25 protein-coding genes are annotated in these 26264 nt (G+C 66.8%); 4 read left to right on the top strand and 21 right to left on the bottom strand.

What is annotated here, in order from left to right:
• Positions 1-137: 137 nt before the first annotated feature.
• From ACFZCE_RS26085 to ACFZCE_RS26140, 12 genes are all read right to left on the bottom strand, one after another.
• A complete protein-coding gene (locus tag ACFZCE_RS26085) occupies positions 138-398 on the bottom strand; it encodes a helix-turn-helix domain-containing protein (RefSeq protein WP_390943440.1) in 261 nt (86 codons plus the stop codon).
• Positions 367-1584, bottom strand: a complete 1218-nt coding sequence (locus ACFZCE_RS26090; protein ID WP_390943441.1) for an MFS transporter — start codon at positions 1582-1584, stop codon at positions 367-369. Before ACFZCE_RS26090 ends, ACFZCE_RS26085 begins: the two co-directional genes overlap by 32 nt.
• Entirely contained in the window at positions 1581-2300 is a 720-nt protein-coding gene (locus tag ACFZCE_RS26095) for an ATP-binding cassette domain-containing protein (protein ID WP_390943442.1), read from the bottom strand. Before ACFZCE_RS26095 ends, ACFZCE_RS26090 begins: the two co-directional genes overlap by 4 nt.
• Positions 2297-3076: an ATP-binding cassette domain-containing protein gene (locus tag ACFZCE_RS26100; RefSeq protein ID WP_390943443.1), complete on the bottom strand. Its 780-nt coding sequence runs from the start codon at positions 3074-3076 to the stop codon at positions 2297-2299. Before ACFZCE_RS26100 ends, ACFZCE_RS26095 begins: the two co-directional genes overlap by 4 nt.
• Complete coding sequence (locus tag ACFZCE_RS26105) at positions 3073-3960, bottom strand: branched-chain amino acid ABC transporter permease (protein ID WP_390943444.1); 888 nt, start codon at positions 3958-3960, stop codon at positions 3073-3075. Before ACFZCE_RS26105 ends, ACFZCE_RS26100 begins: the two co-directional genes overlap by 4 nt.
• Positions 3953-4846, bottom strand: coding sequence for a branched-chain amino acid ABC transporter permease (locus tag ACFZCE_RS26110; protein ID WP_390943445.1), 894 nt, complete (start codon positions 4844-4846; stop codon positions 3953-3955). The genes ACFZCE_RS26105 and ACFZCE_RS26110 overlap by 8 nt, the downstream gene beginning before the upstream one ends.
• Before the next feature lie 38 nt (positions 4847-4884).
• Complete coding sequence (locus ACFZCE_RS26115) at positions 4885-5970, bottom strand: ABC transporter substrate-binding protein (RefSeq protein WP_390943446.1); 1086 nt, start codon at positions 5968-5970, stop codon at positions 4885-4887.
• A 25-nt stretch (positions 5971-5995) separates the two neighbouring features.
• Entirely contained in the window at positions 5996-6691 is a 696-nt protein-coding gene (locus ACFZCE_RS26120) for an FCD domain-containing protein (RefSeq protein ID WP_390943447.1), read from the bottom strand.
• Complete coding sequence (locus ACFZCE_RS26125) at positions 6688-7458, bottom strand: Asp/Glu racemase (RefSeq protein ID WP_390943448.1); 771 nt, start codon at positions 7456-7458, stop codon at positions 6688-6690. The genes ACFZCE_RS26120 and ACFZCE_RS26125 overlap by 4 nt, the downstream gene beginning before the upstream one ends.
• Positions 7455-8702 (bottom strand): D-amino acid dehydrogenase, encoded by a 1248-nt coding sequence (locus ACFZCE_RS26130; protein ID WP_390943449.1) that lies wholly within the window; start codon positions 8700-8702, stop codon positions 7455-7457. The genes ACFZCE_RS26125 and ACFZCE_RS26130 overlap by 4 nt, the downstream gene beginning before the upstream one ends.
• Before the next feature lie 15 nt (positions 8703-8717).
• On the bottom strand, positions 8718-9065 hold the full coding sequence (locus ACFZCE_RS26135; protein ID WP_390943450.1) for a Rid family hydrolase: 348 nt from the start codon (positions 9063-9065) through the stop codon (positions 8718-8720).
• Between the two features lie 511 nt (positions 9066-9576).
• A complete protein-coding gene (locus ACFZCE_RS26140) occupies positions 9577-10656 on the bottom strand; it encodes a tartrate dehydrogenase (RefSeq protein ID WP_390943451.1) in 1080 nt (359 codons plus the stop codon).
• A gap of 154 nt (positions 10657-10810) precedes the next feature.
• Between ACFZCE_RS26140 and ACFZCE_RS26145 the strand changes: the two genes are divergently transcribed.
• On the top strand, positions 10811-11962 hold the full coding sequence (locus tag ACFZCE_RS26145; protein WP_390943452.1) for an MFS transporter: 1152 nt from the start codon (positions 10811-10813) through the stop codon (positions 11960-11962).
• 37 nt (positions 11963-11999) lie between these two features.
• Here the strand turns inward: ACFZCE_RS26145 and ACFZCE_RS26150 are convergent, their stop codons facing one another.
• The 8 genes from ACFZCE_RS26150 to ACFZCE_RS26185 form a co-directional block, all read right to left on the bottom strand.
• The gene (locus tag ACFZCE_RS26150; RefSeq protein WP_390943453.1) at positions 12000-13403 is read right to left on the bottom strand and encodes a PDZ domain-containing protein; all 1404 of its coding nucleotides are present in this window, start codon (positions 13401-13403) and stop codon (positions 12000-12002) included.
• A 32-nt stretch (positions 13404-13435) separates the two neighbouring features.
• Positions 13436-14443: a hypothetical protein gene (locus ACFZCE_RS26155; RefSeq protein ID WP_390943454.1), complete on the bottom strand. Its 1008-nt coding sequence runs from the start codon at positions 14441-14443 to the stop codon at positions 13436-13438.
• Positions 14444-14556: 113 nt separating this feature from the next.
• On the bottom strand, positions 14557-15525 hold the full coding sequence (locus ACFZCE_RS26160; protein ID WP_390943455.1) for an ABC transporter substrate-binding protein: 969 nt from the start codon (positions 15523-15525) through the stop codon (positions 14557-14559).
• An 8-nt stretch (positions 15526-15533) separates the two neighbouring features.
• Entirely contained in the window at positions 15534-16337 is an 804-nt protein-coding gene (locus ACFZCE_RS26165) for an ABC transporter permease subunit (protein ID WP_390943456.1), read from the bottom strand.
• Complete coding sequence (locus ACFZCE_RS26170; RefSeq protein ID WP_390943457.1) at positions 16334-17119, bottom strand: ATP-binding cassette domain-containing protein; 786 nt, start codon at positions 17117-17119, stop codon at positions 16334-16336. Before ACFZCE_RS26170 ends, ACFZCE_RS26165 begins: the two co-directional genes overlap by 4 nt.
• Positions 17116-17676, bottom strand: coding sequence for a carboxymuconolactone decarboxylase family protein (locus ACFZCE_RS26175; protein ID WP_390943458.1), 561 nt, complete (start codon positions 17674-17676; stop codon positions 17116-17118). Before ACFZCE_RS26175 ends, ACFZCE_RS26170 begins: the two co-directional genes overlap by 4 nt.
• Positions 17677-17780: 104 nt before the next feature.
• The gene (locus tag ACFZCE_RS26180) at positions 17781-18827 is read right to left on the bottom strand and encodes an AraC family transcriptional regulator ligand-binding domain-containing protein (protein ID WP_390943459.1); all 1047 of its coding nucleotides are present in this window, start codon (positions 18825-18827) and stop codon (positions 17781-17783) included.
• A 167-nt stretch (positions 18828-18994) separates the two neighbouring features.
• Positions 18995-19996: a phosphotransferase gene (locus ACFZCE_RS26185; protein WP_390943460.1), complete on the bottom strand. Its 1002-nt coding sequence runs from the start codon at positions 19994-19996 to the stop codon at positions 18995-18997.
• A gap of 218 nt (positions 19997-20214) precedes the next feature.
• Here ACFZCE_RS26185 and ACFZCE_RS26190 point away from each other — a divergent pair, with 218 nt between their 5' ends.
• The 3 genes from ACFZCE_RS26190 to ACFZCE_RS26200 are packed head-to-tail and all read left to right on the top strand — an operon-like array spanning position 20215 to position 24326.
• Positions 20215-21507, top strand: coding sequence for an aminotransferase class III-fold pyridoxal phosphate-dependent enzyme (locus tag ACFZCE_RS26190; RefSeq protein ID WP_390943461.1), 1293 nt, complete (start codon positions 20215-20217; stop codon positions 21505-21507).
• A gap of 60 nt (positions 21508-21567) precedes the next feature.
• On the top strand, positions 21568-22863 hold the full coding sequence (locus ACFZCE_RS26195; protein WP_390943462.1) for an MFS transporter: 1296 nt from the start codon (positions 21568-21570) through the stop codon (positions 22861-22863).
• Positions 22864-22868: 5 nt separating this feature from the next.
• Complete coding sequence (locus ACFZCE_RS26200) at positions 22869-24326, top strand: amidase (RefSeq protein ID WP_390943463.1); 1458 nt, start codon at positions 22869-22871, stop codon at positions 24324-24326.
• Positions 24327-24413: 87 nt separating this feature from the next.
• Here ACFZCE_RS26200 and ACFZCE_RS26205 read toward each other — a convergent pair whose 3' ends face one another.
• Complete coding sequence (locus tag ACFZCE_RS26205; protein WP_390943464.1) at positions 24414-26048, bottom strand: hypothetical protein; 1635 nt, start codon at positions 26046-26048, stop codon at positions 24414-24416.
• Positions 26049-26264 lie beyond the last annotated feature (216 nt).

Raw genomic sequence — 26264 nt, forward strand, 5'->3', positions numbered from 1 at the left:
TTTAAGTGGGCCGCCTATTGCGGATTGAATGTCACTCGCGAAGTGGCATGGTGGGCCAAGTGCCAGCACCGACCCCAGGCCAAAAAAAACCCATCGCGCGGCGATGGGCAGTTTGAAAAGGGCGTTCACAGTGCGTGCTAGGGCCCGATGCCCTGATCAGGGGCAGTGCCCGGCAGCCGCCGTGGCCGCCCCGGGATCGGTTTGGCCAGCAGCGCCGCCGCGCCGCCCCGGCGGTAGTCGGCCACCCAGCGAAACACCGTGCGGCGGTTCAGGCCCATGGCGGTGGCCACCTGGGCCACGCTGCAACCTTGTTCGATGGCGGCCACCGCGCGCAGGCGCAGGGCCTCCAATACGCGGTGGTCCAGGCTACGGGCGTCGAGCGATGGCTTGGTGGGCATGGGTGTTCACCTCGGGTACGGTGGAAGTTCGCAGTACAAAGCCAACGCCAATGGCTTGCAGCACTGCCAGCACGGCAAACAGCGCGGCGATCACCAGGTTGGCGTTGAGCGGTAGCAGGCTGGCGCAATGGCTGGCGATGCCGGCGCAGAGCATCATTGCGCAGCCCAGCAGGCTGGCGGTGGTGCCCGCGCGGGTGGGGTGCAGGCGCAGGGTGATGGCCACGACGTTGGCAAACAACAAGCCTTGCCCGAAATTGACCACCAGTACGCCGGCCAACAGCCATGGCACGTGCAGGCCGGCGGGCCGCGCCGCCATGGCCAGGGTGCCCAGCGCGGTCAAGGCCAACCCGGCGATCACCCGCCGGTGGGCAGGCACCCGCGCCAGCAACACCCGGTTAAGTAACGTACCGGCCAGGTACGCGGTGCCGGCTGCCAGTGCAGTGGCGCCGAACAAGGCTGGGGCGGGGCCGTGGCGTTGCTCGATGACGAATGGGCCGATCACGCTCCACACCAGAAACAACGACAGGCTGCTACCCAGCGCCAGGCTGGCGCACACAAAGCGCCGGTCAGCGAGGATCAAGCGGTAGCCGCGCAGTGATTCACCCAGGCTGTTGCGTGCGGGCAACGACTCTCTCAGCCTTAGGCTGAGCAGTAGCAACGCACCGCTGTAGGCGGCATAGAGCGCGAAATTCCAACGCCAGCCCAGGGCTTGGTCGATCAACCCGCCAATGAACGGCGCCAGCACCGGCCCCAACCCCCAGGCCAGGCTCAGCCATACCACCGCGGAGGCAAAGCGCTCACCTTTGACCGTGTCGACCAGCAGCGCCCGCGCGCATACCTGGCACGCACCCACCGCAAAGCCCTGCAGCAGGCGCCCCAGCACAAAGGCCTCGAGGCTTTGCGCGAGCATTGCCAGCAGGCTGCCCGCGACGAACAGCGCCAGGCCTGGGTATAGCGCCGCCAGCCGCCCGCGGCCGTCGGCGATCAGGCCAAAACACAACTGGCCGGCGGCGTAGGCCAACAGCGTGTAGGTGATGCTCGCCTGCAACTGCCCGGCGCTGGCACCGAAGGCCCGAGCGATGGCCGGCATGCTCGGGGCGAACAGGTCGATGGCGATCCCGCTGACACTGTTGAGCAGTGGCGCCATCACGATCACATAGCCGATGTACCGCGCAGTGGCCGTCATGCTGCGCGGCCCCCTAGGTACAGCTCGCGCATACGCGCATCGTGCAGCAGCTCAGCGGCGGCGCCGCTCATGGCCACCTTGCCTTGGGCCAGCACGTAGGCGCGGTCGCTGATGCGCAACGCCTCGACGGCGTTCTGCTCCACCATCAGGATTGCCACCTGTTCCTGCTGGCGGGTGTGTTCGATGGCGGCGAACACTTCATGCAGCATCTTCGGTGACAGCCCCGCCGAGGGTTCGTCGAGCAGTAAGGTGCGCGGCCCCGGCATCAGCGCCCGAGCCAGGGCGAGGATCTGCCGCTCACCGCCGGACAGCGCCGCCGCGCGCAGGTGCAGCTTGCGCCCCAGCACCGGGTATAGCGCACACAGCGCGGCCAGCCGCGCCTGGCATTGCCGCGGCGGCAGGAACTGCCCACCCACCAGCAGGTTTTCGCGCACGCTGAGGGCGGTGAACACGTTGTCGGTCTGCGGCACGAAACCCAAGGCGCCGCCGCGGGCCTTCAGGTGCATGGGCTGGCGGCTGGCGTCATCGCCCTCGAGCTCAATCACCCCCTGGCGGGGGAAAAAGTACCCGGCGATGCACTTGAGCAAGGTCGATTTGCCGCAGCCATTGGGCCCCAGCAGGGTCACGATTTCGGCGCGGTTGACCTCCAGCGCCACCCCTTGCAACACGTCGATGCCTTTCACGTAACCGGCGCTCAGTGCCTTGACACGGATCATAGTGCAGCCTCCAGAATGGGGTGTTCGCTGCCCAGGTAAGCCTGTAGCACCTGGGGGTTCTCGGCCAGTTGCGCCGGGGCGCACTCGGCGACGATGCGCCCGCGGTCGAGCACGATGCAGCGCTGGCACAGCTCGCCGATAAAGTGCATGTCGTGTTCGACGATCATCAGCGCGATGCCCCGGGCGGCCAGCGCCTTGAGGGTGCGGACCATGTCGTTGCGCAGGTTCGGGTGCACCCCGGCGGTGGGTTCGTCGAGCATCAGCAGGCGCGGTTTGCCCATCAGCGCGCAGCCCACGCTGAGCAGTTTTTTCTGCCCGCCACTCAAGGCCGCGGCGGCGTTGTCGCGCACCGCGCGCAGCAGCAACTCGTCGAGTAACTGCTCGGCCGCCGCCCGCGTGCGAGCTTCTTGTTCGCGCTGGGCAGGCCCGCCCAACAGGCTGCGCCAGAAGCCATGGCGACGGTTGTCGGCAGCCAGCAGCACCTCGAACACGGTCATCCTCTCGGGCATCGCCGGCAGTTGAAAGGTGCGCGCCAGGCCGTGGCCGTTGATTTTGTCTGGCGCCAGCCCGTGCAAGGGCTGGCCGCCCAAGGTGAGGGTGCCGGCGTCAAGCGCGACAAAGCCGCTGATGGCGTTGAGCAGGGTGCTCTTGCCGGAGCCATTGGGGCCGATCACCCCGACGATTTCTCCCGGGGCGATGGTGAAGCTGACCCCTTGCAACACGGCATTGCCGGCAAACGCCTTGGCCACGCCGGCCACTTCCAGTAACGGGCTCATGGCAGCTTCCTCAGTTGTTCTGGCAGCAGCCCAGCGCTGCGCCACAGCAGGCACGCCAGCAGCAGCCCGCCAATCAGCCCCAGGCGCAGCGCGCCGACGCTGTCGCTGCCCAGCCCCAACGCATCGCGCGCCAGTGGTACGAAGGAGTACGCCGCCTGCACCAGCAGTGTGCCCAGCAGCACCCCGGCGACCCGCCCACTGCCGCCGATCATCAACATGCTCCACACCAGGAAGGTTTGCGCGGCCAGCAGGTAGTCGGGGCTGACGAAATGGGTGTAACCGGCCAGCAGGCTCCCGGCCAGGGCAGCGATTGCCGCGCTGGCCATGGTCGCGCTGCGCTTGAGCCGGCCTGGGTCATAGCCCAGGCAACAAGCCAACGCCGGTTGCTCGCGCAGCAAGCGCAAGGCGCGGCCGTAGCGGGCGCCGGCCAAGCGTGCGCTGAGCCAGGCGGTGGCGAGCAACGTGGCCAGCCCCAGGGCGGCGTAGCCCAGGCTTTGCGCGGCACCTGGCAGGGCGTCCAGCGGGCCGGGCAGGGCGCTGATGCCCTGGGCACCGCCGGTGAAATCGCCTTGGTTGAGGGCGACGATGCGGAGGATTTCCGCCACCGCCAGGGTGGCGATGCCCCAGTAGTCGCTGGCCAACTGCCGGCCCAACCGCGCTACCAGCGCGCCGAGGGCCATCGCCACCAGCACCCCGGCCAGCATCGATAGCGGCAGCGGCCAGCCGCGCAGGTGGCCGATGCCCACCGCATAGGCACCCACACCGGCAAAGGCGATGTGGCCGAAGTTCAGCAGCCCGGCGTAGCCGGCCTGCAGGTTGAGGGCCAGGGCCATCAGCCCGTACAGGCAAGCCAGGGTGAACACGTGCAGGCAGAAGTCAAACACGGCGCACCTCCCGGTCGAACAGGCCATAGGGGCGCCACAGCAGCGCCAGCAAAAGGATCACGAACGAGGCGGCGCCGATGTAGCCGGCTGGCACGAAGGCCAGTGCCTGGCCATACAGCCAGCCCACGTTGAGGTTGGTCACGGTGGTTTCGGCCACGGCGATCAGCAGCGCGCCGAGCACCGCCGCCAGCGGGTTGCCCAGCCCGCCGAGGATCGCCGCGGCAAAAATCGGCAGTAGCAGGTCGTTGCCCAGGCCCATGTAGGCGCCGCTGGTCAGCGCCAGCAGCGCGCCGCCCAGCCCAGCCAGCGCCGCGCCGAGAAAATGCACCGCGTGCATCAGCCGCTCGGCGTCCAGGCCAGCCGCCGCAGCCAGTGGCGCATTGCAGGCGAGCGCGCGCATCGCCCGGCCCTGGCGGGTGGCGAGCAGGCCCCAGCCACAGGCCACCAGCACCAGCAGCGTGACCCCCATCGCCAGCGCCTGGTTGGGCGCTACCCACACGCCGCCAAGCACCCAGGGGCTGCGCAGCGCCAGGCTGTAGCCCAGCGGGCTGGCGCCCTGCGCGGCAAGCACGGTGGCCACCAGGATCATCGCCAGGGCCAGCGAGCCGATCATCGCGATCGCCGGCCCCTGGCGCTGCAGGCGGCGGAACACCAGCAGGTTCAGCAGCACTGCCAGCACCCCGATCGCCAGGCTGGCGATCAGCACGGCGGCGGCCAGCGGCGCGCCGCCCCGCTGCAGGTGAACGCTCAGGCAAGCGCCGAGCATGGCGTACTGCACGTGGGCGATATTGGGGAATTTCGCCAGCCCGTAGACCAGGCTCAGGCCGAGCGCGATCAACGCCAGGTCGCTGGTGCGGCTAAGCGTATCGAAGATGAACTGCCACATGGCAAGCCTACCTTTTTCAATGGATGCCCCGCGGGGCGTTAACGGGCGCGCAGGCTGCCATCCTGGTAGGCCAGCTTGTCGTAGGGCTGCTCGGTGCGCTGGCGGTCGGCATCCAGCGCCAGCGCGCCGGTGGCGCCGCTGAAGGTCGCGCCGAGGGCGTCCAGGGCGGCGGTGAGCTTGGCCGGGGCCGCCGATTGCGCCCGGTTGATGGCCGCCGCGGCGAGCATCACGCCGTCGTAGGCGTAGCTGCTGTAGGACGACTTCATCGCGAAGCCGTAGCGCTGTTGGTAGGCGTCGGCGAAGGCCTTGCCGGCACTGCCCAGGCTGGCGACTTCCATGCCGATCTGGCCGTTGGCGATCTGCGGCGCGGTGTCGGCGGTGCACATCGACAGGTAGATGCCGTACCAGGGTGTTTTGCTGATGCCCAGCTCAAACGATTCACGGTTGATCACCGCCGCTTCCTGGCCGTAGGCGCTGTACACGTACACATCCGGCTGGCTGCGCTGCATCTGCTGCAGCTCGCGGCGGTAGCTCGGCTGGCCCGGGGTGTACAGCACCTCGGTGACCACGCTGCCGCCGCCGGCCTCGATGAACTTCTTGAACTGCTGCTCGATGCCCTGGCCGTAGGCGCCGTTGGGGGCGATGAACGCCACCTTGCGGTAGCCCAGCCCCAGCACGTCCTTGGCGGCGAACTGGGCAGAGAGGTCGTCCAGGCCCATCAGGCTGAAGCTCGAGGCGCCGATCTGGCGGATCGCCGGGCTGGAAGAGCCGATGTTCAAGTGCACCATGCCCTGCTTGACCAGGTACTGTCCCAGCGGGATGGAAATACTCGAGGAGTATTCCCCCAGCACCAGCGGCACGTTGTCGATGCTATGCAGCTTGGTGGCAGCGTCCAGCGCGCCGGTGGCGCCGTCGGCGGAGTCTTCGATCTTCACCACCAGCGGCTCGCCGAGCAGGCCGCCCTTGGCGTTGATGTCGGCTACCGCCATTTCGATGCCGCGGCGTTGGTCTTCACCGATGCTGGCGCTGGAGCCCGACAGCGGCAGCACCGCGCCGAGGGTTACGGCGTAGGCAGGGTGGGCCAGCACGCAGGCGGCCAGGGTCATTGCAAGACGAATGTGCATGAGAGGGTCTCCACAGTGATAAGGGTCAGTGCGTGGCATACAGGCGAAGCACGCCTGCCTGAATGAAGGCAACGATGTCTTCCATCCTCTGCGAGATGTGTTCATGCACCAGCGCGCCGCAGGCGGCGCCGTCGCGCCGTTGCAGGGCGTCGAGGATCTGCAGGTGGTCGTCGTACAGCGCGCCGCGGCGTTCTTCGAGGTCGATCCAGCGGAAGAAGCGAATGCGCGCGTTGATCGCTTCCAGGGCGTTGGCCATTTCCTGATTGCCCGACAGCCGCGCCAGCTCGACGTGGAATTTTTCATCCTCCAGCACCAGGTCGAGGGTACTCAGGTGCGCGGTGTGGGCCATCACCTCGGTCCAGGCCTGGCGCAGCGCGGCGATCGCCTGGTCGCTGGCGCGGTGCAGTGCCAGGGCGATTGCCGAGCGCTCCAGCGCGGCGCGCAGTTCGTAGAGGTCGAACACCTCTTGGCGCTGTAGCTTGCGCCCATAGAAGCCGCGGTTGGGCACCATGGTCAGCATGTTTTCCGCCACCAGCCGGTGCAGCGCTTCGCGCAGGGGCGTGCGGCTGACCCCCAGGGTGAGGGCCAGCTCGCTTTCGTTCACCCGTTCCTCAGGGCGGATCTGGAACAGGATGACCATCTCGCGCAGGTGGCGGTACACGTCGTTCACGGTCTGCCCGGCGCGCTTGGTGCCGGTGGTGGGTTTCTCGGTCGGGCTCATTGGGCGAACAGGCTCCCCAGTTGCGCTTGCGGTTCATCGATGCCGGCCAGGCGCAGTGCATGCCAGGCCATGGCGTAGTTGCTGGAAATCACCGGCTTGCCTAGCTCGCGCTCCAGCACCGGGATCAAACTGACCATGCGCAGGCTGGTGCACGAGACGAACACCGCATCGACGTCTTCATGCCGGCCAAGGGCGAGCGCGGCGCTGTGCAGTGAGCCGGCATCGATGCGGGCGACGTCGTTGTCGTCGGCATGGTTGAAACTGCCGATGCGGCTGACGCCGACCCCGGCGCCTTCGATGTGCTCGGCGAACAGCCGGTTGATGCTTTCCACGTAGGGGGTCAGCAGGGCGATACGTTTTGCGCCGAGGGCCTTGAGGGCTGCCATGGCGGCGGTCAACGGGGTGGTGCAGGCCACCCCGGGGCGCGCCTCGCGAATCCGTGCGAACACGTTCTGCTCACCGATCACCAAGGTCCCGGAGGTGCAGCCGAAGGCGACCACCTGCAGGGCGATACCGGGCAGGATCAGGTCGACCGCCGGGCGGATGTCTTTCTCCATGGCGGCGAGCGTGGCCGGGGCGATCTCGGCGGCGTTGTACAGGCGGCTTTCATAGAAGGCCACGCCCGGCTGGGTGAGCAACTGGCGCCACTCATGCTCTAGGGTATGGTCGGTGGCCAACACCACCAGGCCGATCCGCGCGCGGGCGGCGATGCCGGCGTCCATGGCAAAGCCGAAGTGTTCGAAGGGTGCTGCCGGTGCGCTGCTCATGCCAAGGTCATCCCGGTAAGGTCGATGTCAGGTGTGCGCTGGCTCATCAGGTCGGTGAGGATCCGCGCCGAGCCGCAGGCCATGGTCCAGCCCATGTGGCCATGGCCGATGTTCAGGTACAGGTTGCGGTGCTGGCTGGGGCCAATGATCGGCGTGCCTTCCGGGGTCATCGGGCGCAGCCCGGCCCAGAAGTTCGGCTGGGTGTAATCGGCGCCTTCGGGGAACAACTCGCGGCCGGCGGCGAGCATGTGGGCAAAGTCCGCCGGGCTGTGCTCGGTGTGGTAGCCGGTGAACTCCGCGGTGGCGGTAAAGCGCAGGCGCTCGCCAAAGCGGGCGTAGGCGACCAGGTTGTTTTCGTCCACCCCGCCCAACCGCGGCGGGTTGTAGCCGGGGCCGGCGGGGAAGGTCACCGAGTAGCCCTTGACCGGGTACACCGGCAGCCGGTAGCCCAAGGGCCGGGCCAGCAGCGGCGCATAGCTGCCCAGTGCGAGCACGTATTCGTTGGCCTGGCGCGGCCCGTGCTCGGTGTGCACGGCGCTGATCGCGCCGGCGCTGGCCTCCAGGCGGGTGATCGGGTTGCCGAACTCGAAGCGCACGCCCAGGCGTTTGCAACGCTCGGTGAGGTCGTGGGTAAACAGCCGCGCGTCACCGCTTTCGTCGGTAGGGCAGTAGATGCCCCCGGCGATGTGCTGGCGCGCCTGGGCCAGGGCGGGCTCCAGGGCCACGGCGCGGGCCGCGTCGATCACTTCCATTGGCATGCCGCCGTCGGCTAACACCTGCATGTTGGCGGTACCACGGGCGAACGAGGCGGCATCGCGATACAGATACAGCAAGCCATGGCTGAGGCGGTCGTAGCGCAGCCCCTCGGCCTCGGTCAGCCCCTGCAACTGCGCCTGGGAATAGCGGCACAGCACGAGTTTGCGTGAGGTGTTCAGCCGCGACTGCACGGCGGTGCAGTTGGCCAGGAACTTCGCCGCCCAGGTCCACATTTGTGGGTCGGCGCGCAGCTTCAGGCGCAGCGCTTGGCCTTCCTGGTACAGCGAGCGCAGCAGGATGCCCGGCGCCCGTGGCGAGGCCCAGGTGTAGGAATGCCCGGGGGCGATCAACCCGGCGTTGGCGAAACTGGTTTCCAGTGCCGGCTCCGGCTGCCGGTCGATCACCGTGACCTGGCGGCCGCTCTGGGCCAGGTAGTAGGCGCTGGTGATGCCGATCACCCCGGCGCCGAGCACGATAGTGGTGGTCATGCTGCCTCCTGGGCCTCAGAGGGCCGCGATCACCGCGATCTCGACGGTGTACGGTGGGAACGCCAGGGCCGACTCGACACAGGCCCGTGCTGGGGCGTGACCTTCCGGCACCCAGGCATCCCAGACCTCGTTCATGGCGGCGAAGTCCTGGTGGTCGGCCAGCCAGATCGTGGCGCTGAGCAGGTGGGTTTTGTCGCAGCCCGCCTCAGCCAGCAGGCCGTCGATCTTCTCGAGGATCTGCGCGGTCTGCCCGGCAGGGGTGGCGTGGGTGTCGCTGGCCACCTGGCCGGCCAGATAAACCACGCCGTTGTGGATCACCATCTGGCTCATGCGGGCATTGGTATTGAAGCGCTGAATCGACATCGGCCATCTCCTGGGTGAGTGCATTAGCAAGTGAATACACTTGTGTATTTGCGAAGGGCGTGCCAGTTGATGGCTCTGCAATGGGCTTTTTAGCCCGCTTTTCCAGCATCGGAAAAAGTAGTGCCAGTGCCACTGGATAAAAAACCGGTTAAAAAACAACCGCCCTCTAGCGGCGGCGAGGTGGCATTACTTCGGCGCGGCGGGCCGTGGCAGGGGGGCTGGGCGGGGTACTGGCGCAAGGGCAAAATGGGCGCAAAGGGTGCAGGCGCGCGCGGGCGTGCACAGAGTCAGGGCGGGAATCAATCGGTAATCGCTGCTGATTTTGGGCATGAGCTTCAGGGCCCTTCGCCCGGCACAGCCGGCCTCCCACGGGGTGTGTGTTGCCCAGTAAATCAAGTACTTACACAAATCTGGTGGGAGGCCGTGGTCCGGCACTCCGGCTGTGCCGGGCGAAGGGCCCTGAAGGCCATACGCTCAGTAAAACCACCTGAAGAAATCAGCGCTCATCAGGTCATTGCAGCGCCTGGGCGATCGCCGCGCCGAGCGCTTCGGTGCTGCCGCTGCCGCCGATGTCGCGGGTCAGCGGTGCCTGTTCCGGCCCCAGGGCCAGCACCGCCTCGATGGCGCGCAGCACGTCGGCGCCGGCTTCGGGGTGGCCGAGGTGGTCGAGCATCATCGCCCCGCACCAGATCTGCCCGATCGGGTTGGCGATGCCCTGGCCGGCGATGTCTGGCGCCGAGCCGTGCACCGGTTCGAACAGGCTGGGGAAGTTGCGCTCCGGGTTGATGTTGGCCGACGGCGCGATGCCGATGGTGCCGGTGCAGGCCGGGCCGAGGTCGGAGAGGATGTCGCCGAACAGGTTGCTGGCCACCACCACGTCGAACCAGTCCGGGTGCAGCACGAAGTTCGCGGTGAGGATGTCGATGTGGTACTTGTCGACCTTCACCTCGGGGTACTCGGCGTGCATGGCGGCCACGCGCTCGTCCCAGTAGGGCATGGTGATGGCGATGCCGTTGGACTTGGTCGCCGAGGTCAGGTGTTTTTTCGGCCGGCTCTGGGCCAGTTCGTAGGCGAACTTGAGAATGCGGTCGACGCCGACGCGGGTCATCACGGTTTCCTGGATCACCACCTCGCGGGCGGTGCCGGGGAACATCCGCCCACCCACGCTCGAGTATTCGCCCTCGGTGTTCTCGCGCACCACCCAGAAGTCGATGTCGCCCGGTACGCGCCCGGCCAGCGGCGCCTTCACCCCGGGCATCAGCCGGCAGGGGCGCAGGTTCACGTACTGGTCGAACTCCCGGCGAAACTGCAGCAGCGATTGCCACAGCGAGACGTGGTCGGGCACCACCTCCGGCCAGCCCACCGCGCCGAAGAAGATCGCATCGTAGCCCTTGAGGGTGGCGAACCAGTCATCGGGCATCATCTTGCCGTGGGCCAGCCAGTAGTCGGCGCTGGCGAAGTCGAACCAGTCCCATTGCAGTTGCACGCCGTGCTTGCGCGCGGCGGCCTCGATCACCCGCACGCCTTCGGGCATCACTTCCTTGCCGATGCCGTCTCCAGGGATCACGGCGATTTTGTGCGTGTTGTTCATGCGCTGCTCCGTTGAGTGAAGGTGGGCTTGAGTATAAGACGCCGCCCTGGACCCCGGCGCCGCGTGCCGTGTTCAAACCGGTACAGATGCACCGCGGCGCTCAGCGCCCTATCATGGCCGGCTATCGAATTTTGCAGAGGGACGCCCGCCGCCCATGGCCCATTCACTCAACCCGAAGGTGTACGTACTGACCTTCACCGCCTTCGTGATGCTTTCGTCGGAGTTCATCGTGGCCGGGCTGCTGCCGCAGATCGCCACGGCCCTGGGCATCAGCATTGGCCAGGCCGGCTGGCTGGTCACCGCGTTTGCCCTGGGCATGGGCGCCAGCGCGCCGCTGATCGCCGCCTTCACCCACCGGGTGAGCCTGCGCACGCTGTTGATCGCCGCCTGCGTGGCCTTGCTGCTGGGCAACAGCCTGTGCGCGCTCACCAGTGATTTCACCTTGTTGCTGATCGGCCGGGCGCTGGGCGGGGTAGGGGTGGCGGTGTTCTGGACCAACGCGGCGTTGGCCGCGGCGGCCATGGCCAGCCCGGAGGTGCGCAGCCTGGCGGTGTCGCGGGTGCTGATTGGCGTGTCGGTGGCTTCGGTGGTGGGGGTGCCGCTGGGCAAGCTGGTCAGCGACCTCTGGCACTGGGAAGCGGCGCTGGTGTTGATGGCCGTGCTCAGCGCGGTGGCGCTGGCGATGGTGCTGCGCTGGGTGCGGGTGCCCGCCGGCGCGAGCGAGCCCGCGCATTCCACCCTGGCCGCGCGTTTGGCCGCGGTGTGCCAGCGGGACGTTCTGCTGGCGCTGCTCAGCTACCTGTTGGTGTTTGGCGGGATCATGGCGGTGTTCAGTTACCTGGCCACCTTTTTGATCCAGTACACAGCCCTGCCGGCGCTGTACGTGACCCCGCTGCTGGCGTTGTACGGCCTGGCCGACATTGCCGGCAACCTGCTGATCGCCAAGCGCGTTCCAGACCCACTGCACCTGCTGTTCAAGCGCCTGCTGCTGGTATTGGCGGCGGCGCTGGCGGCGCTGTCGGTGTTCGGCACCCAGGCCTGGCTGTTGCCGGTGGTGATCATCGCCGCCGGCGCCTGCCACGCGGCGGCGGGGCTGCTCACCGGCATCGATGTGCTGCGCCGGGCCGGGGCCAACGCGCAGTTGGTGGGGGCCTTCAACGTGACCGCGATCAACCTGGGGATCATGCTCGGGGCGGTGGCCGGCGGGGCATTGATCGACCAGGGCGGGCTGGCGTTGATTGGCTGCCTGGGGGGTGGGTTGGTGTTGCTGGCTTGGTGGGTGCGGGGGCGCTTGGTGGTGGTGTAGGGCCCCCGCGGGGTGGCTCGAAGCCTGCCAATGGCGGCTAAGGTTCCCAGAGCAAGGTCACGCCATAGCCGCCGGATTGGGTAAACGCTGGGAGCTTGCGTGCGGCCAGTTCGGCTTTCCAACTCTGGAACGCGTTGTAAGTACCGTTGGCGCAAATGCCGTAGCTTTTGGTGACCGAGGCCGGGCTTACGCCCTGCGCCAGCAAGTACTGCTTGAATTGCTCGGCCACGACGTTACCCATTTCGTATGCCGTATTGCGAGTGGCGGCTGGCACCGGGAAAACTTTGCTCAACCAGCGCACGTAGCCTTGCGGGTTGACACCGTCACCCATCACCATCACATAGCAGTACACCTCATAGTTCTGTGAGATCGGCACAACGGCTGGCGGGTTGGCCGTGAGCACAGGGCTGAGGGCCAGGGCCCGATGGTTGCGCCACACCACCACTTGCAGGGTTTTACCCCCGGGCTGCGTGCCCAGGTATGCGCGCAATGCCGTAGGGCTGTTGAAGGCCTGGCCGTCTACCGACTGCACAATGTCGCCCGCTTGCATCTTGGCTTGCTCGGCAGCGCCGTGGGCAGACACGCCCATGACCAGTACCCCTTGGGCGGCGGGCATACCCAGGTCGCGCGCCAATGGGGGTGGAAGCGGCGCGTCTTCTTCCTCTAAGTTGAGCCCCAGCCAGCCGTGGCTATCAGCGCTCACCGCAGCCGGTGCAGGGGCAGAAGCGGGAGCAGGCGCCGTGGCCGCCACCGCGGCGCGCTCGGCGCTGACCACCACGGTCAGGTCTTTGAACGCATGGGCACGCCACACCCGCACGGTGGCTTTGTAGCCCGTGCGCATGCTGCCAACCACTGCCTGCAGGCTGGCGGTGTCGGTTACGGCCTGCCCGGATACTTCGGTGATGACGTCCAGGGCCTTCAGGCCGCCTTTGTCACCTGCGCCGCCTTTGGGCGCGGCGATCACCAGTACCCCCTGCGCCGGTGAAAGGCCCACGGCGGTGGCCATGGTGCTGCTCAGGGTTTCGACCTCGATGCCAAAGCCACGATCGGCCGAGGGCGGCGCGACCACGGTGGCGGGCGCCGATGGCGCCGCGGCGGCAATGGCCGCAGGCGCTGGGCTTGCCGGCGTGCCGTTGAGGCTGGGGCAGCCCTTTTGCCTGGCGATGTTGACGATGGCCGCCGAGTGGTTGGCCATGGTCACCACGTAGTCAGGTTTTTGGTACACCTGGTAAAACTGTTGCAACTGATCACAGCCAGCGTTCTGGTACTGGGCCAGGCTTGCCGAATCGACCGGATAAGCCACCTCCGTGGCCGGCGTGGTGTCGCTCGCCGCCTGCAGGCCGTACATCATCAGGTCAATCGGGTCGGCGCAGCCGTGCAACCCAAGCAGTGCGGCGGCCAGGGCCAGCCGGCAGCCCAAAGTGCGGTATTTATCCAGCATGGTGGTTCACTCCAGGGCCGGCAGGGCAGCCATCAAGGGGAGGGTGCGGAGGGCGCGGCCACGGTCAGCGGCAGGTCGCGGAAGGCATGTTCACGCCACAGGCGCACGGTCGCGGTGTAACCGGCGCGCATGCGTTCGGCGGTGTTTTTCAGTTCGCTGGCGCTGGCCACCGGGCGGCCGGCGATTTCAACGATCACATCCAGCGGCTTGAGGCCATTGGTGGCCAGGCTGCGCACGACCATCACGCCGCGCTGTGCCGTGGGCAGGCCGAGCACTTTTGCCGTGCTGGGCGCCAGGTCGCTGAACGAAGCACCCAGCGCGGGCACGTCGAGAACGCCGGCATCGGCAGGTGCGGTGTTTTGTGTGGGCGCCGTGGTACCTTGCGCAGGCGCCACCACCGCCGGCGCTACCCGGGCCGCGCCGGCCGCCACCGGGGTCGGAGCCCAGGCCACCTCGATGGTCTTGATGCTCAGGTTGAACTGGCCAATGCTGCGAACGTGCTCTCGGCGCGCCTGCGCCTTGGCCAAGGAGTCTTCCACTTCACAGCTTACCTGTGGCGCGGCAATGCCATAGGTGCGCTTGAGAAACGCGCTGAACTGGGCTTTTTCCGGAGCATCGCGCTCGGTACCCCAGGCGCTGTACTGAAAGATGCTCGACAGGTAACTGTCGCCGCGCCCGCTCAGTTGCCAACAGATGCCATACATCGCTGGCAGCACATAGGCCGGGGCAGCGCCGTTGCCGGGCCGGTCGCAGCCTTGCTCGCGGCGAACCTGCTCCATCGCATCGATGCGCCAGCCGAAACTCTTGGCAATCGCCGGGGTTTGCCTGGGCTGATCGGCGCGCAGGCCGTCGGCGTACATCTTCAGCGATGCGCAGTCCATCCCGCGATAGCTCGCGGTGCTGATGCCCATGTTTTCTGGGGTCTGGTTGGCTTCGACGAGCTGGGTCATGCCGGCGTCCATGGCGGCGCAGCCGGCCAGGCACAGCACAACACAGCTCACGCCTGCGCGGCGCGCCCACTTGAACGGCGTGATCATCATGTGGGGCGGGCTCGCAAGGCGCTGTTAGCGCAGATGCTGACTATTTACCATGCGCGCTAACATTATGAAACATTACTCAGCAAAAAAGGCTTGCCACCGGCAAAGCACAAGCATCAGTACTTCACGCCCTGCTGCTGGTCAGCCCAATTCAAATCGAGCCAGCTGCTGCCTTCGGGGATCGCCGCCAGGTTGCCCAGCTCTACCTGGGTTTGCAGCGCATCGTGCAAGGCTTGCGGGGCGATCGCCACCGAGCCGGCGAACACGCCGTCGTCGATCAGCCGCTGCACCGCGCTGCGGACCACGGTGGGGTCCAGCGAGGGGAACAGCTTCAGGCCGCTGGCCACCGCGGCTTGGGGGTTCTGCCGGATCGCCTTGAGGGCGTGGTCAATACCGCTGACAAAGTGCTTGGCCACGGCCGGGTCGATGTCTTTGCGGGTGGTGATCGCCGAGAAGGTGTACGGGCCGATTTCCTTGGAGAACGCCGCGACCACCTTGTAGCCCTGGGCTTCGGCCTGGGAGGCGCCGGGTTCATAGAGCACCGCGCAATCGGCCTGGCCGGAGGCAAGTGGGCCGATCTCGTTGCCCAGCGGTACCTCGAGGATGTTCAGGTCACGCTTGGGCTCAAGCCCGGCCTGCTTGGCCAGCTTGAGGAACGCCGAGGTGCTGGTGGTCGGCATTGCGCCGGTGGCCACGGTTTTGCCGGCCAGGCTGTTGAAGCCGCTGTAGGGCAGGTCGGCCTTGCAGGTCAGCCACACGCCGAGGCGGTTCAGGGTACCGCCGACCACTTTCACCGGTGCGCCACGGCCCACGGCGATGGCGGTCCATTCCGGGCCATGCAGGGAAAAATCCGCGCTGTGGGCGATCACCGCGGCCAGGGCGTTGGTCGAGGACGACGCCACGTCGATGCGCACGTCCAGGCCCTGGTCTTTGAAGTAACCCTGCTCCTGGGCGAAATACACCGGCAGGTAGAACACCGATTTGAATGCCGCCGACACCACCACGGGGGTATCGGCCAGCGCCGCGGCAGACAACGACGACAACAACGCCAGGCTGGCGAGCCGGGCCGGAAGGGAACGCTTCATGGGGAATCCTAGAGGGTGAAGTGAGGGGCGTAGGTTTGGTCTTTCCAGCGCAGCAGGGTGCGTTCGGCCAGTTCAACGCCGGCGTAGAGCACAAAGCCCAGCGCCATCAGGGCGAAGATGCCGACCCAGACGGTATTGAGGTCGTACAGCGAAGAGGCCACGAAGATGATGTGGCCGATGCCGTAGCTCGACGAAATGAACTCACCGACGACGGTGCCGACCAGGGCAAAGCCGATGTTGATGCGAAAGGTACCGATCACGTAGGGCAGGGCCGAGGGCACCACTACTTTGCTGAACACCTGCCATTTGCCGGCACCGAGCGACACCAGCATTTTTTGCAGGTCCGGGTCGGTGTCTTTGGCGGCCTGGAACGCGGCCAGCAAGGCAACGATGGCGGTCAGCGAGATCGACAAGGCGATCTTCGACACCAGCCCGGTGCCGAACCAGAGGATCACCAGCGGCGCGAAGGCGATTTTCGGCACGCTGTTGATCGCCACCAGAAACGGCTCGATCACCCGCGCCACGTAGGGCGAGTACCACAGCAGCAAGCCGGGGAGGGTGCCCAGCAGGGTGCCGGCGACAAAGCCGACGATCGACGCCCACAGGGTGTAGCCGGCGTGCTCCCAGAGCTCGCCGGATTGCGCCAGGTGCCAGGCCGCGGCCCAGGCGCCGCTGGGCGAGCCGAACAGGAACGCCGAGAGGTAGCCAGCCCGCGCGCCGGCTTCCCAGAGCCCGAGCGCCGCGCCGAGTATCAACAATTGCACCAGCCGCACGGGCAGCGCGCGGGGGGCGTGGGAAGGGTGAGCAGTCATTGGGCACCTGCCAGGGGGGACGCGGTCTGGATGTCGAGCTCACGGCACAACAGGTCGAAGTAGCCGGCAAAGCGTGGGTCATGGCGGGCCTGCAAGGGCGAACGGCTGCTCAGCTCGATGCGCTGCTCGCTCTTCACCCGCCCGGGGCGGGCACTGAGCACGTAGATTCGCTGCGACAGGGCAATGGCTTCGTCGATGTCGTGGGTGACCAGGATCACCGTTTTGCCTTCGCGGCTGGCGGTGTCGACCAGCATCGCCTCGAGGTACAGGCGGGTTTGGTAGTCCAGCGCGGAAAACGGCTCGTCGAGCAGCAGGATGTCTGGGTTGGGCAATAGCGTACGGGCCAGCGCCACACGCTGGCGCATGCCGCCAGACAGCTGCTTGGGGTAGTGGTCCTGAAACGGCAGCAGGCCAAAGGCACTCAGGTAGGCGCGGGCCCGCTCTACCGCCTCGGCGCGTGGCACCTTGCGCAGCTCCAGGCCCACCAGCACGTTGTCGAGCACGCTGCGCCAGGGCATCAGCAGGTCGCGTTGGAGCATATAGCCGACGCGCCCGCGCAGGTGTTGCACCGGTTGGCCATCGAGCTGGATGCTGCCGCGGTCATGGGGCAGCAGGCCGCTAAGGATGTTGAACAACGTCGACTTACCGCAGCCCGAGGGCCCGATGATGCTGACGAACTCACCGGCTTGCACGTGCAGGTCGATGCCGTCGAGCACGGGCAGTGCCTGGCCGCCATGGCTGAACGCCTTGCTCAGGCCGGCGATGCTGAGCGCTGCGCTCATGGTGCCTCGGCCTTGGGCAGCTCGAACGCGACGGTGTCTTCATCGGGCACTTCCAGTGCTTCGTTGAAGCGCTTGAAGAAGCTGCACAGGGCGATGCGCAAGGTCAGCTCGACGATCTGCGCCTGGCTATAGACCTCGCGCAGGCGCCGGTGCACCTCGTCGGGGATGCGCTCGGGGGTGAGGGTGACCAGCCGCGCGTAGTCACGCACCAACAGGTCGTGGGCGTCCAGGCCGGGTACCTGGTCGTCGAGCAGGTGGTCGATCGCTGCCTGGCTGATGCCATGGGCCGCCAGCTTGGGCGTGTGCAGCACGATGCAATAGTGGCAGGCATGGGCCTTGGACGCCGTGAGCAGGGCGATCTCCAGGTGTCGCGGGCTGATCAGCGCGTCGCGCCGCGACTGCACCAGGTAAGCAAAAAGATGTTCCAGCGCCGGTGGCCGGTGGGCCACCGCGCCGAGCAGGCTGGCATAGGGGCCGTAATCCTGCAGCAGGCGTTCGAGGGTGCCGGCAGTGGCCGGGGCGACCTGTTGCGGGGTAAGGATGTCGATGCGAGGCATGAAGGCACGTTCCGCGGGGTGAGGTGAGGGCGCGGAACGTTAAAGGCATGAAAACCTTGGGTTAAATACCGTTTTGGAATAGCGCTAGATCGCCGGCTGCGACCTCAATGGCTACCCCGCCACTGTTTCGGGCTGACCCCATACCAACGCCGGAACGCCCGGGAAAACGCACTGGCCTCGGAGTACCCCAGGCGCAGGGCGAGGTCGGAGATCGGCAGGTTGGCCTGGCTCAGGTAGTACTCGGCCAGCTCGCGGCGGGTGCTGTCGACCAGTTGGGTGAAGGTCAGGCCGTCATCGCCGAGCCGCCGTTGCAGGGTCCAGCTGGTCAGCTCGAGGGCGTGGCAAACCCGCTCGAGGTTCGGCTCGCCGTCGGCCAGTTGGCTGCGAATCTGGGTTTGCACCTGGCACACGATGCTGTTGCCGTCTTGCTCGCGGGCGGGTTGGGCCAGCAGGCGCATGCTTTCCATCACCAGGGTCAACAGGCGGCTGTCGCGGCCGGGCATGGGTTGGTTGAGCAGGGCGCGGCGGAAGATCAGCGAATTACGCGGCTGGTCGAAAAACACCGGCGCGTCGAACACTTTGCAGTGCTCATGCCAGGCCAGCGGGCGAGGGTGCTCGAAGTGCACGCGCTCGGGCGCCCACTTCTGCCCAAGGGCATGGCGCATCAGGTTGGTGAACATCCCCAGCGACAGCTCGGCGTCCTGGCGCTTGCGCACGATCGCGCCGTGCTGCACCTGGTAGTCGAGCCGGCACCAGGGCCCTTGTTCCTCCAGGCGCAGCAGGCTGCCTTGCTGGTGGATGGGGAACATCGCCACCACATTGCGCAGGGCGTCGCCCAGGGTGGCCGAGCACAGGCCGATGTAACCGAGCATGCCCAGGCCGTCGGGTTTGAACTGGGCGCCATAACGCAGGCCGAAGTTGTCGTTCTGGGTTTGCCCGGCGGCCTCCTCGAACACCGCGCAGTACTGGCCCAGGCTCAGGCTCCAGGTCGGGTGTTGCAGGGCCTCTGGGTCAAGCCCGGCGCGGCCGAGGATGCGGTCGGCGTCGCCGCCCTGGTCATGGATGAAGTCCACCAGGCCGGTGGCGGCGGAACTGAGCACGCCGATGGCGGGGGTGGCTGCGGCGGGCCGCCGGGCGGGGGTAGGGTGCATGGCGTCTCCTGGCGCGGGAAAGGTGTGGCTACCGCGGAAGACGCAAGGAGCGTGCCGGGGCGTTTTTGGCCTGGCGAGGGGCTTGCGGGGCCGGTGTTTGAACCCTTCTGGTGCGCCGGGGGTGGACGGCGCACGCGGGTTGGGCCGGGCGCGGGCGCCCCAGCCACTCACAAGCCAGGGTGCCAGCGCGCTGGGTCGGCCAGGTAACGCTGGCACAGGCCCAGGGTGCCAGCCACCCACTCGGGCCCCAGTTGCCGGGCGGTGGCGGTGTTGGCGTGGCTGCCGGTCCAGGCCAGCAGTTGCAGGCGGCGTTGCAGGATCAGCGTGGGCAGGATGGCCAGGTCTTGCTGGCTGAGGCTGGCCGTGCGGCTGTAGCCCTCGAGCCAACTGGCCACCCAGCGGGGGGCGTCGGCATGGTGTTCATGGAAGCTCAGCGCCGAGGCGAGGTCATGCAGGTACCAGCCAAAGCCGCAGTCGTCGAAGTCGATCACCCGGGTGTGCGCGCCGTCGACCAACAGGTTGGCCAGGCGTAGGTCTGCGTGGATCAAACCGAAGCGCTCGGCGCCCTGGCCGTAGCCGGCTAACTGTTCGCCGATTGCCGCAACCGTGTGCTCGACCAGCGCCCACTGGCCGGGCTGCACATGCGGCGCCTGGCGCCAATCGCCCCAATGGCCATGGGCGCCGAGCATGCTGGCGTGGTCCCAGCGCAGCCGTTCGAAGCCGGCTGGGCGCTGCCAGCCACGGGCATGGCGGTGCAACCGGGCGTTGATCGCGCCAAGGCGTTCGAACGACGCCAGCAGGTTCTGTTGCGGGTGCGGCTCGGCGCCATCGATCCACTCGAACAGCACCACCCAGTGCGCGGCATGCCCCGGCAAGCTGGCGCGCTGGATGCAGTCGCCGTCCGCGCCGGCAAGCGGCCGCGGCACTTCGATACCGCTGCCGTGCAACGCCGCCAGCCAGGCCAGTTCGCTGGCGATGGCGGCGCGGCTGTGGTAGCCGGGGCGGTGGATGCGCAGTACGAAGCGCTGGCCGTGGCCAGCCTCGACCGCATAGGTGGCGTTCTCCGACAGGCACAGCAGGCGCGGGCGGCCTTGGTGCGCGGGCAGGTAAGCGGCCAGCGCGGCGAGTGCCAGTGAGTCAGGCTGAAGGGGTTGCGGGGCGGCGTTCATCTCGGGAGCTCTCGTTGTGCGTGTTGAAGTACGTGAGCCGAGGATGCCCAGCACCGCGCGGGGCTGGCTTGACGGCGGGTGGCAACCACTTGACCGGCGAGCACAACGCCTGGCCCGGCGCCGGCGGATTTGATCCTGCGGCGCAACAGTTGTGGCCCAGGGTCAAGTGCGCGGGCGGCAGGCGGCCCACTATGGCGGCATCCCTTGGAGAAACCACGATGTTGAAAGTCAATGCCTTCGATCAGCAGCAGGCCGCCAGCCTCGGCGCTGATCAACGCCAGCGCGTCGAGCGCCGCGCGCGCTTGCTGGGCCCGGCCTACCAGCTGTTCTACGACCAACCGCTGCACCTGGTGCAGGGCAGCGGGGCGACGGTCACCGACCACGCGGGCAAGCGCTACCTGGACCTGTACAACAACGTGCAGTCCGTGGGCCATTGCCACCCCAAGGTGGTCGCCGCGCTGGCCGCGCAGGCCGGGCAATTGAACGTGCACACCCGCTACCTGCACGACAACGTGCTGGACTACGCCGAGCGCCTGCTGGCCAGCATGCCCGCCGAGCTGGGCCACGCGATGTTCACCTGCACCGGCAGCGAGGCCAACGACCTGGCCCTGCGCATCGCCTGCGACTACACCGGCGGCAGTGGGGTGATCGTCACCGAGTACGCCTACCACGGCATCACCCAGGCGATTGCGGCGTTGTCGCCGTCGATGGGCAGCTATGTACCCGTGGCCCGCGACGCCCGGGTGGTCCCGGCGCCGCGGCACCTGCCGGGGTCGCCCCAGGCGGTGGGCCGGCAGTTCGCCGCCGAGGTGCGCAAGGCGCTGGCCGACATGCAGCGCCATGGCATCAAGCCGGCGGCGCTGCTGGTCGACACGCTGTTCACCAGCGACGGCGTGTTCGCCGACCCTGCGGGGTTTCTCGCCGAAGCGGTGGCGGCGGTACGCGCCGCCGGCGCGGTGTTCATCGCCGATGAAGTGCAACCCGGCTTCGGCCGCACCGGCAGCCACTTCTGGGGCTTCCAGCGGCATGGCCTGGTGCCGGACCTGGTCACCCTCGGCAAGCCGATGGGCAACGGCCACCCCATGGCGGGGTTGGCGGTCAAGCCGGATATCCTCCAGCGCTTCGCCAGCCAGGCGGCGTACTTCAACACCTTTGGCGGCAACCCGGTCTCCGCCGCGGTGGGCCTGGCGGTGCTGGAGGTGATCGAAGAGGAGGGGTTGATGGCCAACGCCGAGCGCGTGGGCGCCCTGCTCAAGGCCGGCCTGCAAAGCCTGGCGCCGGCGTTGGGCACGGTGCGTGGGGCGGGGTTGTTCATTGGCGTTGACATCGTCGATGCCAGTGGCCAGCCCGACACCCTGCGCGCGCGCGGGCTGGTCAACGCTTTGCGTGACGAAGGCTTTTTGATCGGCGCCGCCGGGCCGGCCTCGAGCGTGTTGAAAATCCGCCCACCGCTGTGTTTGCGGCGCGAAGAGGCCGAGCGTTTTCTCAGCGCATTGGCCCGGTTGTTGTAGTGGGTTTTGCTGGGCCTTTTGCCTGCTGCCGCCCCCCATTTTGAACCGCAGGGATTGTTCATGACGACCTCAAATACCTCACGCCTGCGCCAGGTGACTGCCGCGGTGATCGGCAACGCACTGGAGTGGTATGACTTCATCGTGTACGGCTTTCTGGCGAGCATCATCGCCGCGCAGTTCTTCCCCGGCGCGGACGACTACAGCTCGCTGCTGATGGCCCTGGCCACCTTTGGCGTGGGCTTTTTCATGCGCCCGGTCGGCGGTGTGCTGCTCGGCCTGTATGCCGATCACAAAGGCCGCAAGGCGGCGATGCAGTTGATCATCGCGCTGATGAGCGTGGCGATCGCGATGATCAGCTTCGCGCCGCCGTATGCCGCCATTGGCGTTGGCGCGCCGTTGTTGATCGTGGTGGCGCGCATGCTTCAGGGCTTTGCCACCGGCGGCGAATACGCCAGCGCCACCGCCTTCCTGGTAGAGAGCGCACCGGCCGAGCAAAAGGGCCTGTATGGCTCCTGGCAGTTGGTGGGGCAGTGCCTGGCGGTGTTCGCCGGCGCCGGCATGGTCGCGTTGGTGACCTACCTGCTCGGCAGCGACCGCCTGCAGGCCTGGGGCTGGCGCATCCCGTTCGTGGTCGGCTTGCTGATCGGCCCGGTGGGCCTGTGGATCCGCCGCTACATGGACGAGCCCGAAGCGTTCGTTGAGGCACTCAACCGCCAGGCCGGGCCCAAGCCCAGCCTGTGGCAGGTGGTGCGTGAGCAGCGGCGGGGCATCCTTACCTGCCTGGGGCTGACCAGTGTCGGCACCGTGGCGTTCTACGTGGTGCTGGTAAACATGCCGCAGTTCGCCCACAAGCAACTGGGCCTGCCCCTGGACGCCGTGCTCAGCGTGCAGATGCTCGCCGTGGCGGTGATGGCGCTGGTGATCCCGCTGGCCGGCGCGCTGTCGGACCACCTCGGCCGGCGCCCGGTGCTGCTGGGCTTTACCCTGTTGTTCAGCGTGATGGTCTACCCGCTGTTCGCCTGGGTCGCCGCGGCGCCCTCGATCGAGCGCTTGTTGATCATGCAATTGCTGCTGTGCAGCGCCATTGGCGGGATTTTCGGGCCGTCGCCGACCACCCTGGCCGAGCAGTTCCCGATCGAAGTGCGCTCCACCGGCGTGGCCGTGGGCTACAACATGGCGGCGATGCTGTTCGGCGGCTTCGCGCCGTTGATCGCCACCTGGCTCACCAAGGTGCTGCAAACCCCCGTGGCGCCGGCGTTCTACGTACTGGGCGCCTGCGCCCTCGCGCTGTTGTCGATACTCTGCATGCGTGACCCCTACGTACCGAAAAAAGCCGCCGCCCCCTTGATGGTGTAACCGCAATGAGCACAACCACTGAAATCGTTGCCCTCGGCGCCCTGGAACTGTCCCGGGCGATCCACGCCCGGGATTACGCCTGTACAGAAGTGATGCAGGCCTACCTCGCGCATATCGAACGCTGCAACCCGGCGGTGAACGCCCTGGTCGGCCTGTTGCCTGGCGAAGCGCTGCTGGCCCAGGCCCAGCAGTACGACCAGGAACTCGCCCGCGGCCATTCCCGCGGCTGGATGCACGGCATGCCGCAGGCGATCAAAGACCTGGCCGCCACCGCCGGGCACGTCACCAGCCAGGGCTCGCCACTGTTCAGTGGCCAGGCCAGCCCGCATGACGCCATCAGTGTGGGCCGGGTCAGGGCCAGTGGCGCGATCGTGATCGGCCGCAGCAACGTGCCGGAGTTCGGCCTCGGCTCACACACCTACAACAGGGTCTACGGCACCACCGGCAACGCCTACGCCCCACACCTGAGCGCCGGCGGCAGCAGCGGCGGCGCCGCGGTAGCCCTGGCGCTGCGCATGCTGCCGGTGGCAGACGGCAGCGACATGATGGGCTCGCTGCGCAACCCGGCAGGCTTCAACAACGTGTTTGGCTTTCGCCCATCCCAAGGCCGCGTGCCTTACGGCCCGGCGGCGGAATTGTTCGCCCAGCAACTGGCCACCGAGGGCCCGATGGGCCGCAGCGTCGTTGACCTCGCCCGGCTGTTGCAAACCCAGGCCGGCTACGACCCGCGCGCGCCGTTGGCACTCAACGAAGACCCAGCCTACCTCGGCCAACCGCTGGCGCGGGACTTCACCGGGGTACGCCTGGGCTGGCTGGGCGATTACAACGGCTACCTGGCCATGGAGCCGGGGATTATCAGCGGCTGTGAAGCCGCCCTGGGCGACTTTCGCCAACTCGGCTGCGAGGTAGAAGCCTGCCAGCCGGATTACCCCATGGATGCCCTGTGGGACTGCTGGCGCGTGCTGCGCCACTGGCTGGTGCAGGGCAGCCTCGGCGCCCTCTATGCCGACCCGGCGCAGCGCGCCCAGCTCAAGCCTGAGGCGCAGTGGGAAGTCGAAGGCGGCCTGGGCCTGACCGCCGCCCAGGTGTACCAGGCCAGCAAGGCGCGCAGCGACTGGTACCGGGCGCTGCTGAAGTTGTTCGAGCGCTTCGATTACCTGCTGCTGCCGACCGCCCAGGTGTTTCCGTTCGACGCCAGCAGCGCCTGGCCCAAGCGCATCGCCGGGCGGGCGATGGACACCTACCACCGCTGGATGGAAGTGGTGATCGGGCCCACCTTGGCCGGGTTGCCAGCGTTGAGCGTGCCGGTGGGGTTTGGCGCCCAGGGGTTGCCGTTGGGGATGCAGATTATCGGGCGGCCGCAGGCGGACCTGGCGGTGTTGCAGTTGGGGTATGCGCATGAGCGGTTGACGCAGTGGGTGGGCCGGCGGGTGCCGGGGGAGTGGGGTGGGGTAGGAGGGTAGGGGCATGGTGGTTGCTTTCCGGGTGGGGCATTGATCAGCAGTGGAAAGGTTCGCTTCATGGTCCGGCACTCCTTTGGGCAGAGGGGGTTATGCCCAGGGTTGTACCGTCAAGCGAAGGCAGCCGGAAATACCAGGGCGGTCAGGCTGGTCGAACGGCAGGCGAATGTCGAAGGAGGGCGTGTTCGCGCTAAACAGTACTTGGGCCTCAACAGCGTCGATGTTTGCGTTGAGCCACCACAGTTTCACATGCCAAGGGCTGGTGGAGGCTGCGTCCGCGGGCGGCGTGAGTTCAACGATTGCCGTTCCGCGGAACAGATCGGCCCCCTCGAAATGGCCATCCATCCAGAAACGCCGCTCGATCACGTAATCAGGCACCTTGGCGGCGAAGGCCATGGCATAAGACAACGCCGGCGATTTGTCGACCTTCGCCCGCTTTGCCAGGAACACGCTGGAAAGGTAGACCGTACAAGGCCCATGCCCTGGCTGGGTCAGCTCCTCATGTGAGCGGCAGGCAGGGGAGTCTTCGACCGATTGGCGGCGGGTGAGAAACCAACGCTTGCCTTTGGGCGCCGCGCGAAACTCGAACTGATAGCCCGCTTCCAAGGTGCGGCCGTCATCCACCGCGTCTTGCACTTCTTGCGGTAACGAGACACTGCTGACTTCAAGGTAAACATCAACCCGTACATCACCAAACAGGAACCGGGTGAGGTTTTGATAACCTTCCTCCGAGTTAACGATACCGAAATAACCCGAGTGGGACCGATAGGCATAAGCGGTGGCGGCCGGCTGCTGGCTACCTTCAACCAGCGCACCGTGTGGGTCGGTTTGCACGCCCCAGAGCGAGGCATTGTCGATGCGCACCAGGCCATCGCTGCCATGGCCGACAAAGGCACGCACGGCGCCTTTTAATACTTCGTAGTCACCACGATTACTGCCGACCATGCAGAAAACCCGGTTGATCGGAAAGGCACTGCTGGGGATCAGATCTACGCGGCCGTTAAAGGCTGGGGACAGGTTGCCAAGGTTCAGGTAGTCGCGCATATAGTTGCGGTTGAAGGTGTTGGCCTGGGCAGCTGTAAACCAGTAAGGCACGTTCATGCCCAGCATATCGATGCCATTGTGCGGTGTGGCGAAAGTGAAGAACTTGTCGACGGTCGCGCGTGCTTCGGTATAAGCATGGGGCAGCCCAAGCGGTGCCCCCTGAAGAAAGGCCCTGGCCACCAGGCCACCCATGGAGTGCGCCACCAGGTAGCACTTGAAGTCAGCCTCGGGCATTACCTGTTGGCCATTGTGCAGATACTCGGCAACGCGTTGGCGTACGGTCAGTATCACCTCGTTGAGCTTCTGCGCATATTCCAGAACGTTACGCGATCGGCCGTCACCCAACAGATCAGAGCCGTCGTCGTAATAGCGCAGGATGATGATCGACGCCGGCGCGATACCCGGGATAACGTTGCCGTTTTCATCCCGGGCGGGCTGCCAGTCGCCGTCCATGATGTCGAAGCCGTTCTGGTACACATGCTGGTACTGGAATTCGCTCATCAGCCGCACCACGGGCGACTCGAATACCATTTTGTCGGCCAACTTATTGCGGCTCTCGACCGCTCGGTAAACCGTGGAGCCCACGTTGAAGCCACAAAAGGGATCGGCCGCGGTTTCATCACGCTCGCTGGCCCGCATGGCAAAACCGCGGATGTAGATGATCGGGTAGTGATGGGTCATCGGCGGCACCTGCGGGTATGCGTGGGCCAAGTGAAGGACTGCCGTTGCGTGGAGTAAAAGCGGGTTTTGGGGGCTGTCAATTCGTGGGGTGGCGGTGCGTGGGGTAGCGTTATCCAGCCGTTTGTAGTGGTCTACTAACCCCGGACACCTCGATAGGTGAAAATGACCCTATCGAGGAGCTTTTCATGACCAAGAAGTACAGAAAATTCGATCCCA

It is taken from the genome of Pseudomonas sp. NPDC007930 (assembly GCF_042958985.1).
Lineage (GTDB): Bacteria > Pseudomonadota > Gammaproteobacteria > Pseudomonadales > Pseudomonadaceae > Aquipseudomonas.

Excerpts from the sequence above, each read along its gene's own strand:
- ACFZCE_RS26195 (WP_390943462.1), top strand. The coding sequence starts at position 21,568 with ATGACGACCTCAAATACCTCACGCCTGCGCCAGGTGACTGCCGCGGTG.
- ACFZCE_RS26110 (WP_390943445.1), bottom strand. The coding sequence starts at position 4,846 with ATGTGGCAGTTCATCTTCGATACGCTTAGCCGCACCAGCGACCTGGCG.
- ACFZCE_RS26155 (WP_390943454.1), bottom strand. The coding sequence starts at position 14,443 with ATGATGATCACGCCGTTCAAGTGGGCGCGCCGCGCAGGCGTGAGCTGT.
- ACFZCE_RS26150 (WP_390943453.1), bottom strand. The coding sequence starts at position 13,403 with ATGCTGGATAAATACCGCACTTTGGGCTGCCGGCTGGCCCTGGCCGCC.
- ACFZCE_RS26130 (WP_390943449.1), bottom strand. The coding sequence starts at position 8,702 with ATGACCACCACTATCGTGCTCGGCGCCGGGGTGATCGGCATCACCAGC.
- ACFZCE_RS26120 (WP_390943447.1), bottom strand. The coding sequence starts at position 6,691 with ATGAGCCCGACCGAGAAACCCACCACCGGCACCAAGCGCGCCGGGCAG.
- ACFZCE_RS26200 (WP_390943463.1), top strand. The coding sequence starts at position 22,869 with ATGAGCACAACCACTGAAATCGTTGCCCTCGGCGCCCTGGAACTGTCC.
- ACFZCE_RS26100 (WP_390943443.1), bottom strand. The coding sequence starts at position 3,076 with ATGAGCCCGTTACTGGAAGTGGCCGGCGTGGCCAAGGCGTTTGCCGGC.
- ACFZCE_RS26145 (WP_390943452.1), top strand. The coding sequence starts at position 10,811 with ATGGCCCATTCACTCAACCCGAAGGTGTACGTACTGACCTTCACCGCC.
- ACFZCE_RS26095 (WP_390943442.1), bottom strand. The coding sequence starts at position 2,300 with ATGATCCGTGTCAAGGCACTGAGCGCCGGTTACGTGAAAGGCATCGAC.
- ACFZCE_RS26115 (WP_390943446.1), bottom strand. The coding sequence starts at position 5,970 with ATGCACATTCGTCTTGCAATGACCCTGGCCGCCTGCGTGCTGGCCCAC.
- ACFZCE_RS26125 (WP_390943448.1), bottom strand. The coding sequence starts at position 7,458 with ATGAGCAGCGCACCGGCAGCACCCTTCGAACACTTCGGCTTTGCCATG.
- ACFZCE_RS26170 (WP_390943457.1), bottom strand. The coding sequence starts at position 17,119 with ATGAGCGCAGCGCTCAGCATCGCCGGCCTGAGCAAGGCGTTCAGCCAT.
- ACFZCE_RS26165 (WP_390943456.1), bottom strand. The coding sequence starts at position 16,337 with ATGACTGCTCACCCTTCCCACGCCCCCCGCGCGCTGCCCGTGCGGCTG.
- ACFZCE_RS26140 (WP_390943451.1), bottom strand. The coding sequence starts at position 10,656 with ATGAACAACACGCACAAAATCGCCGTGATCCCTGGAGACGGCATCGGC.
- ACFZCE_RS26175 (WP_390943458.1), bottom strand. The coding sequence starts at position 17,676 with ATGCCTCGCATCGACATCCTTACCCCGCAACAGGTCGCCCCGGCCACT.
- ACFZCE_RS26205 (WP_390943464.1), bottom strand. The coding sequence starts at position 26,048 with ATGACCCATCACTACCCGATCATCTACATCCGCGGTTTTGCCATGCGG.
- ACFZCE_RS26135 (WP_390943450.1), bottom strand. The coding sequence starts at position 9,065 with ATGTCGATTCAGCGCTTCAATACCAATGCCCGCATGAGCCAGATGGTG.
- ACFZCE_RS26190 (WP_390943461.1), top strand. The coding sequence starts at position 20,215 with ATGTTGAAAGTCAATGCCTTCGATCAGCAGCAGGCCGCCAGCCTCGGC.
- ACFZCE_RS26090 (WP_390943441.1), bottom strand. The coding sequence starts at position 1,584 with ATGACGGCCACTGCGCGGTACATCGGCTATGTGATCGTGATGGCGCCA.
- ACFZCE_RS26160 (WP_390943455.1), bottom strand. The coding sequence starts at position 15,525 with ATGAAGCGTTCCCTTCCGGCCCGGCTCGCCAGCCTGGCGTTGTTGTCG.
- ACFZCE_RS26185 (WP_390943460.1), bottom strand. The coding sequence starts at position 19,996 with ATGAACGCCGCCCCGCAACCCCTTCAGCCTGACTCACTGGCACTCGCC.
- ACFZCE_RS26085 (WP_390943440.1), bottom strand. The coding sequence starts at position 398 with ATGCCCACCAAGCCATCGCTCGACGCCCGTAGCCTGGACCACCGCGTA.
- ACFZCE_RS26180 (WP_390943459.1), bottom strand. The coding sequence starts at position 18,827 with ATGCACCCTACCCCCGCCCGGCGGCCCGCCGCAGCCACCCCCGCCATC.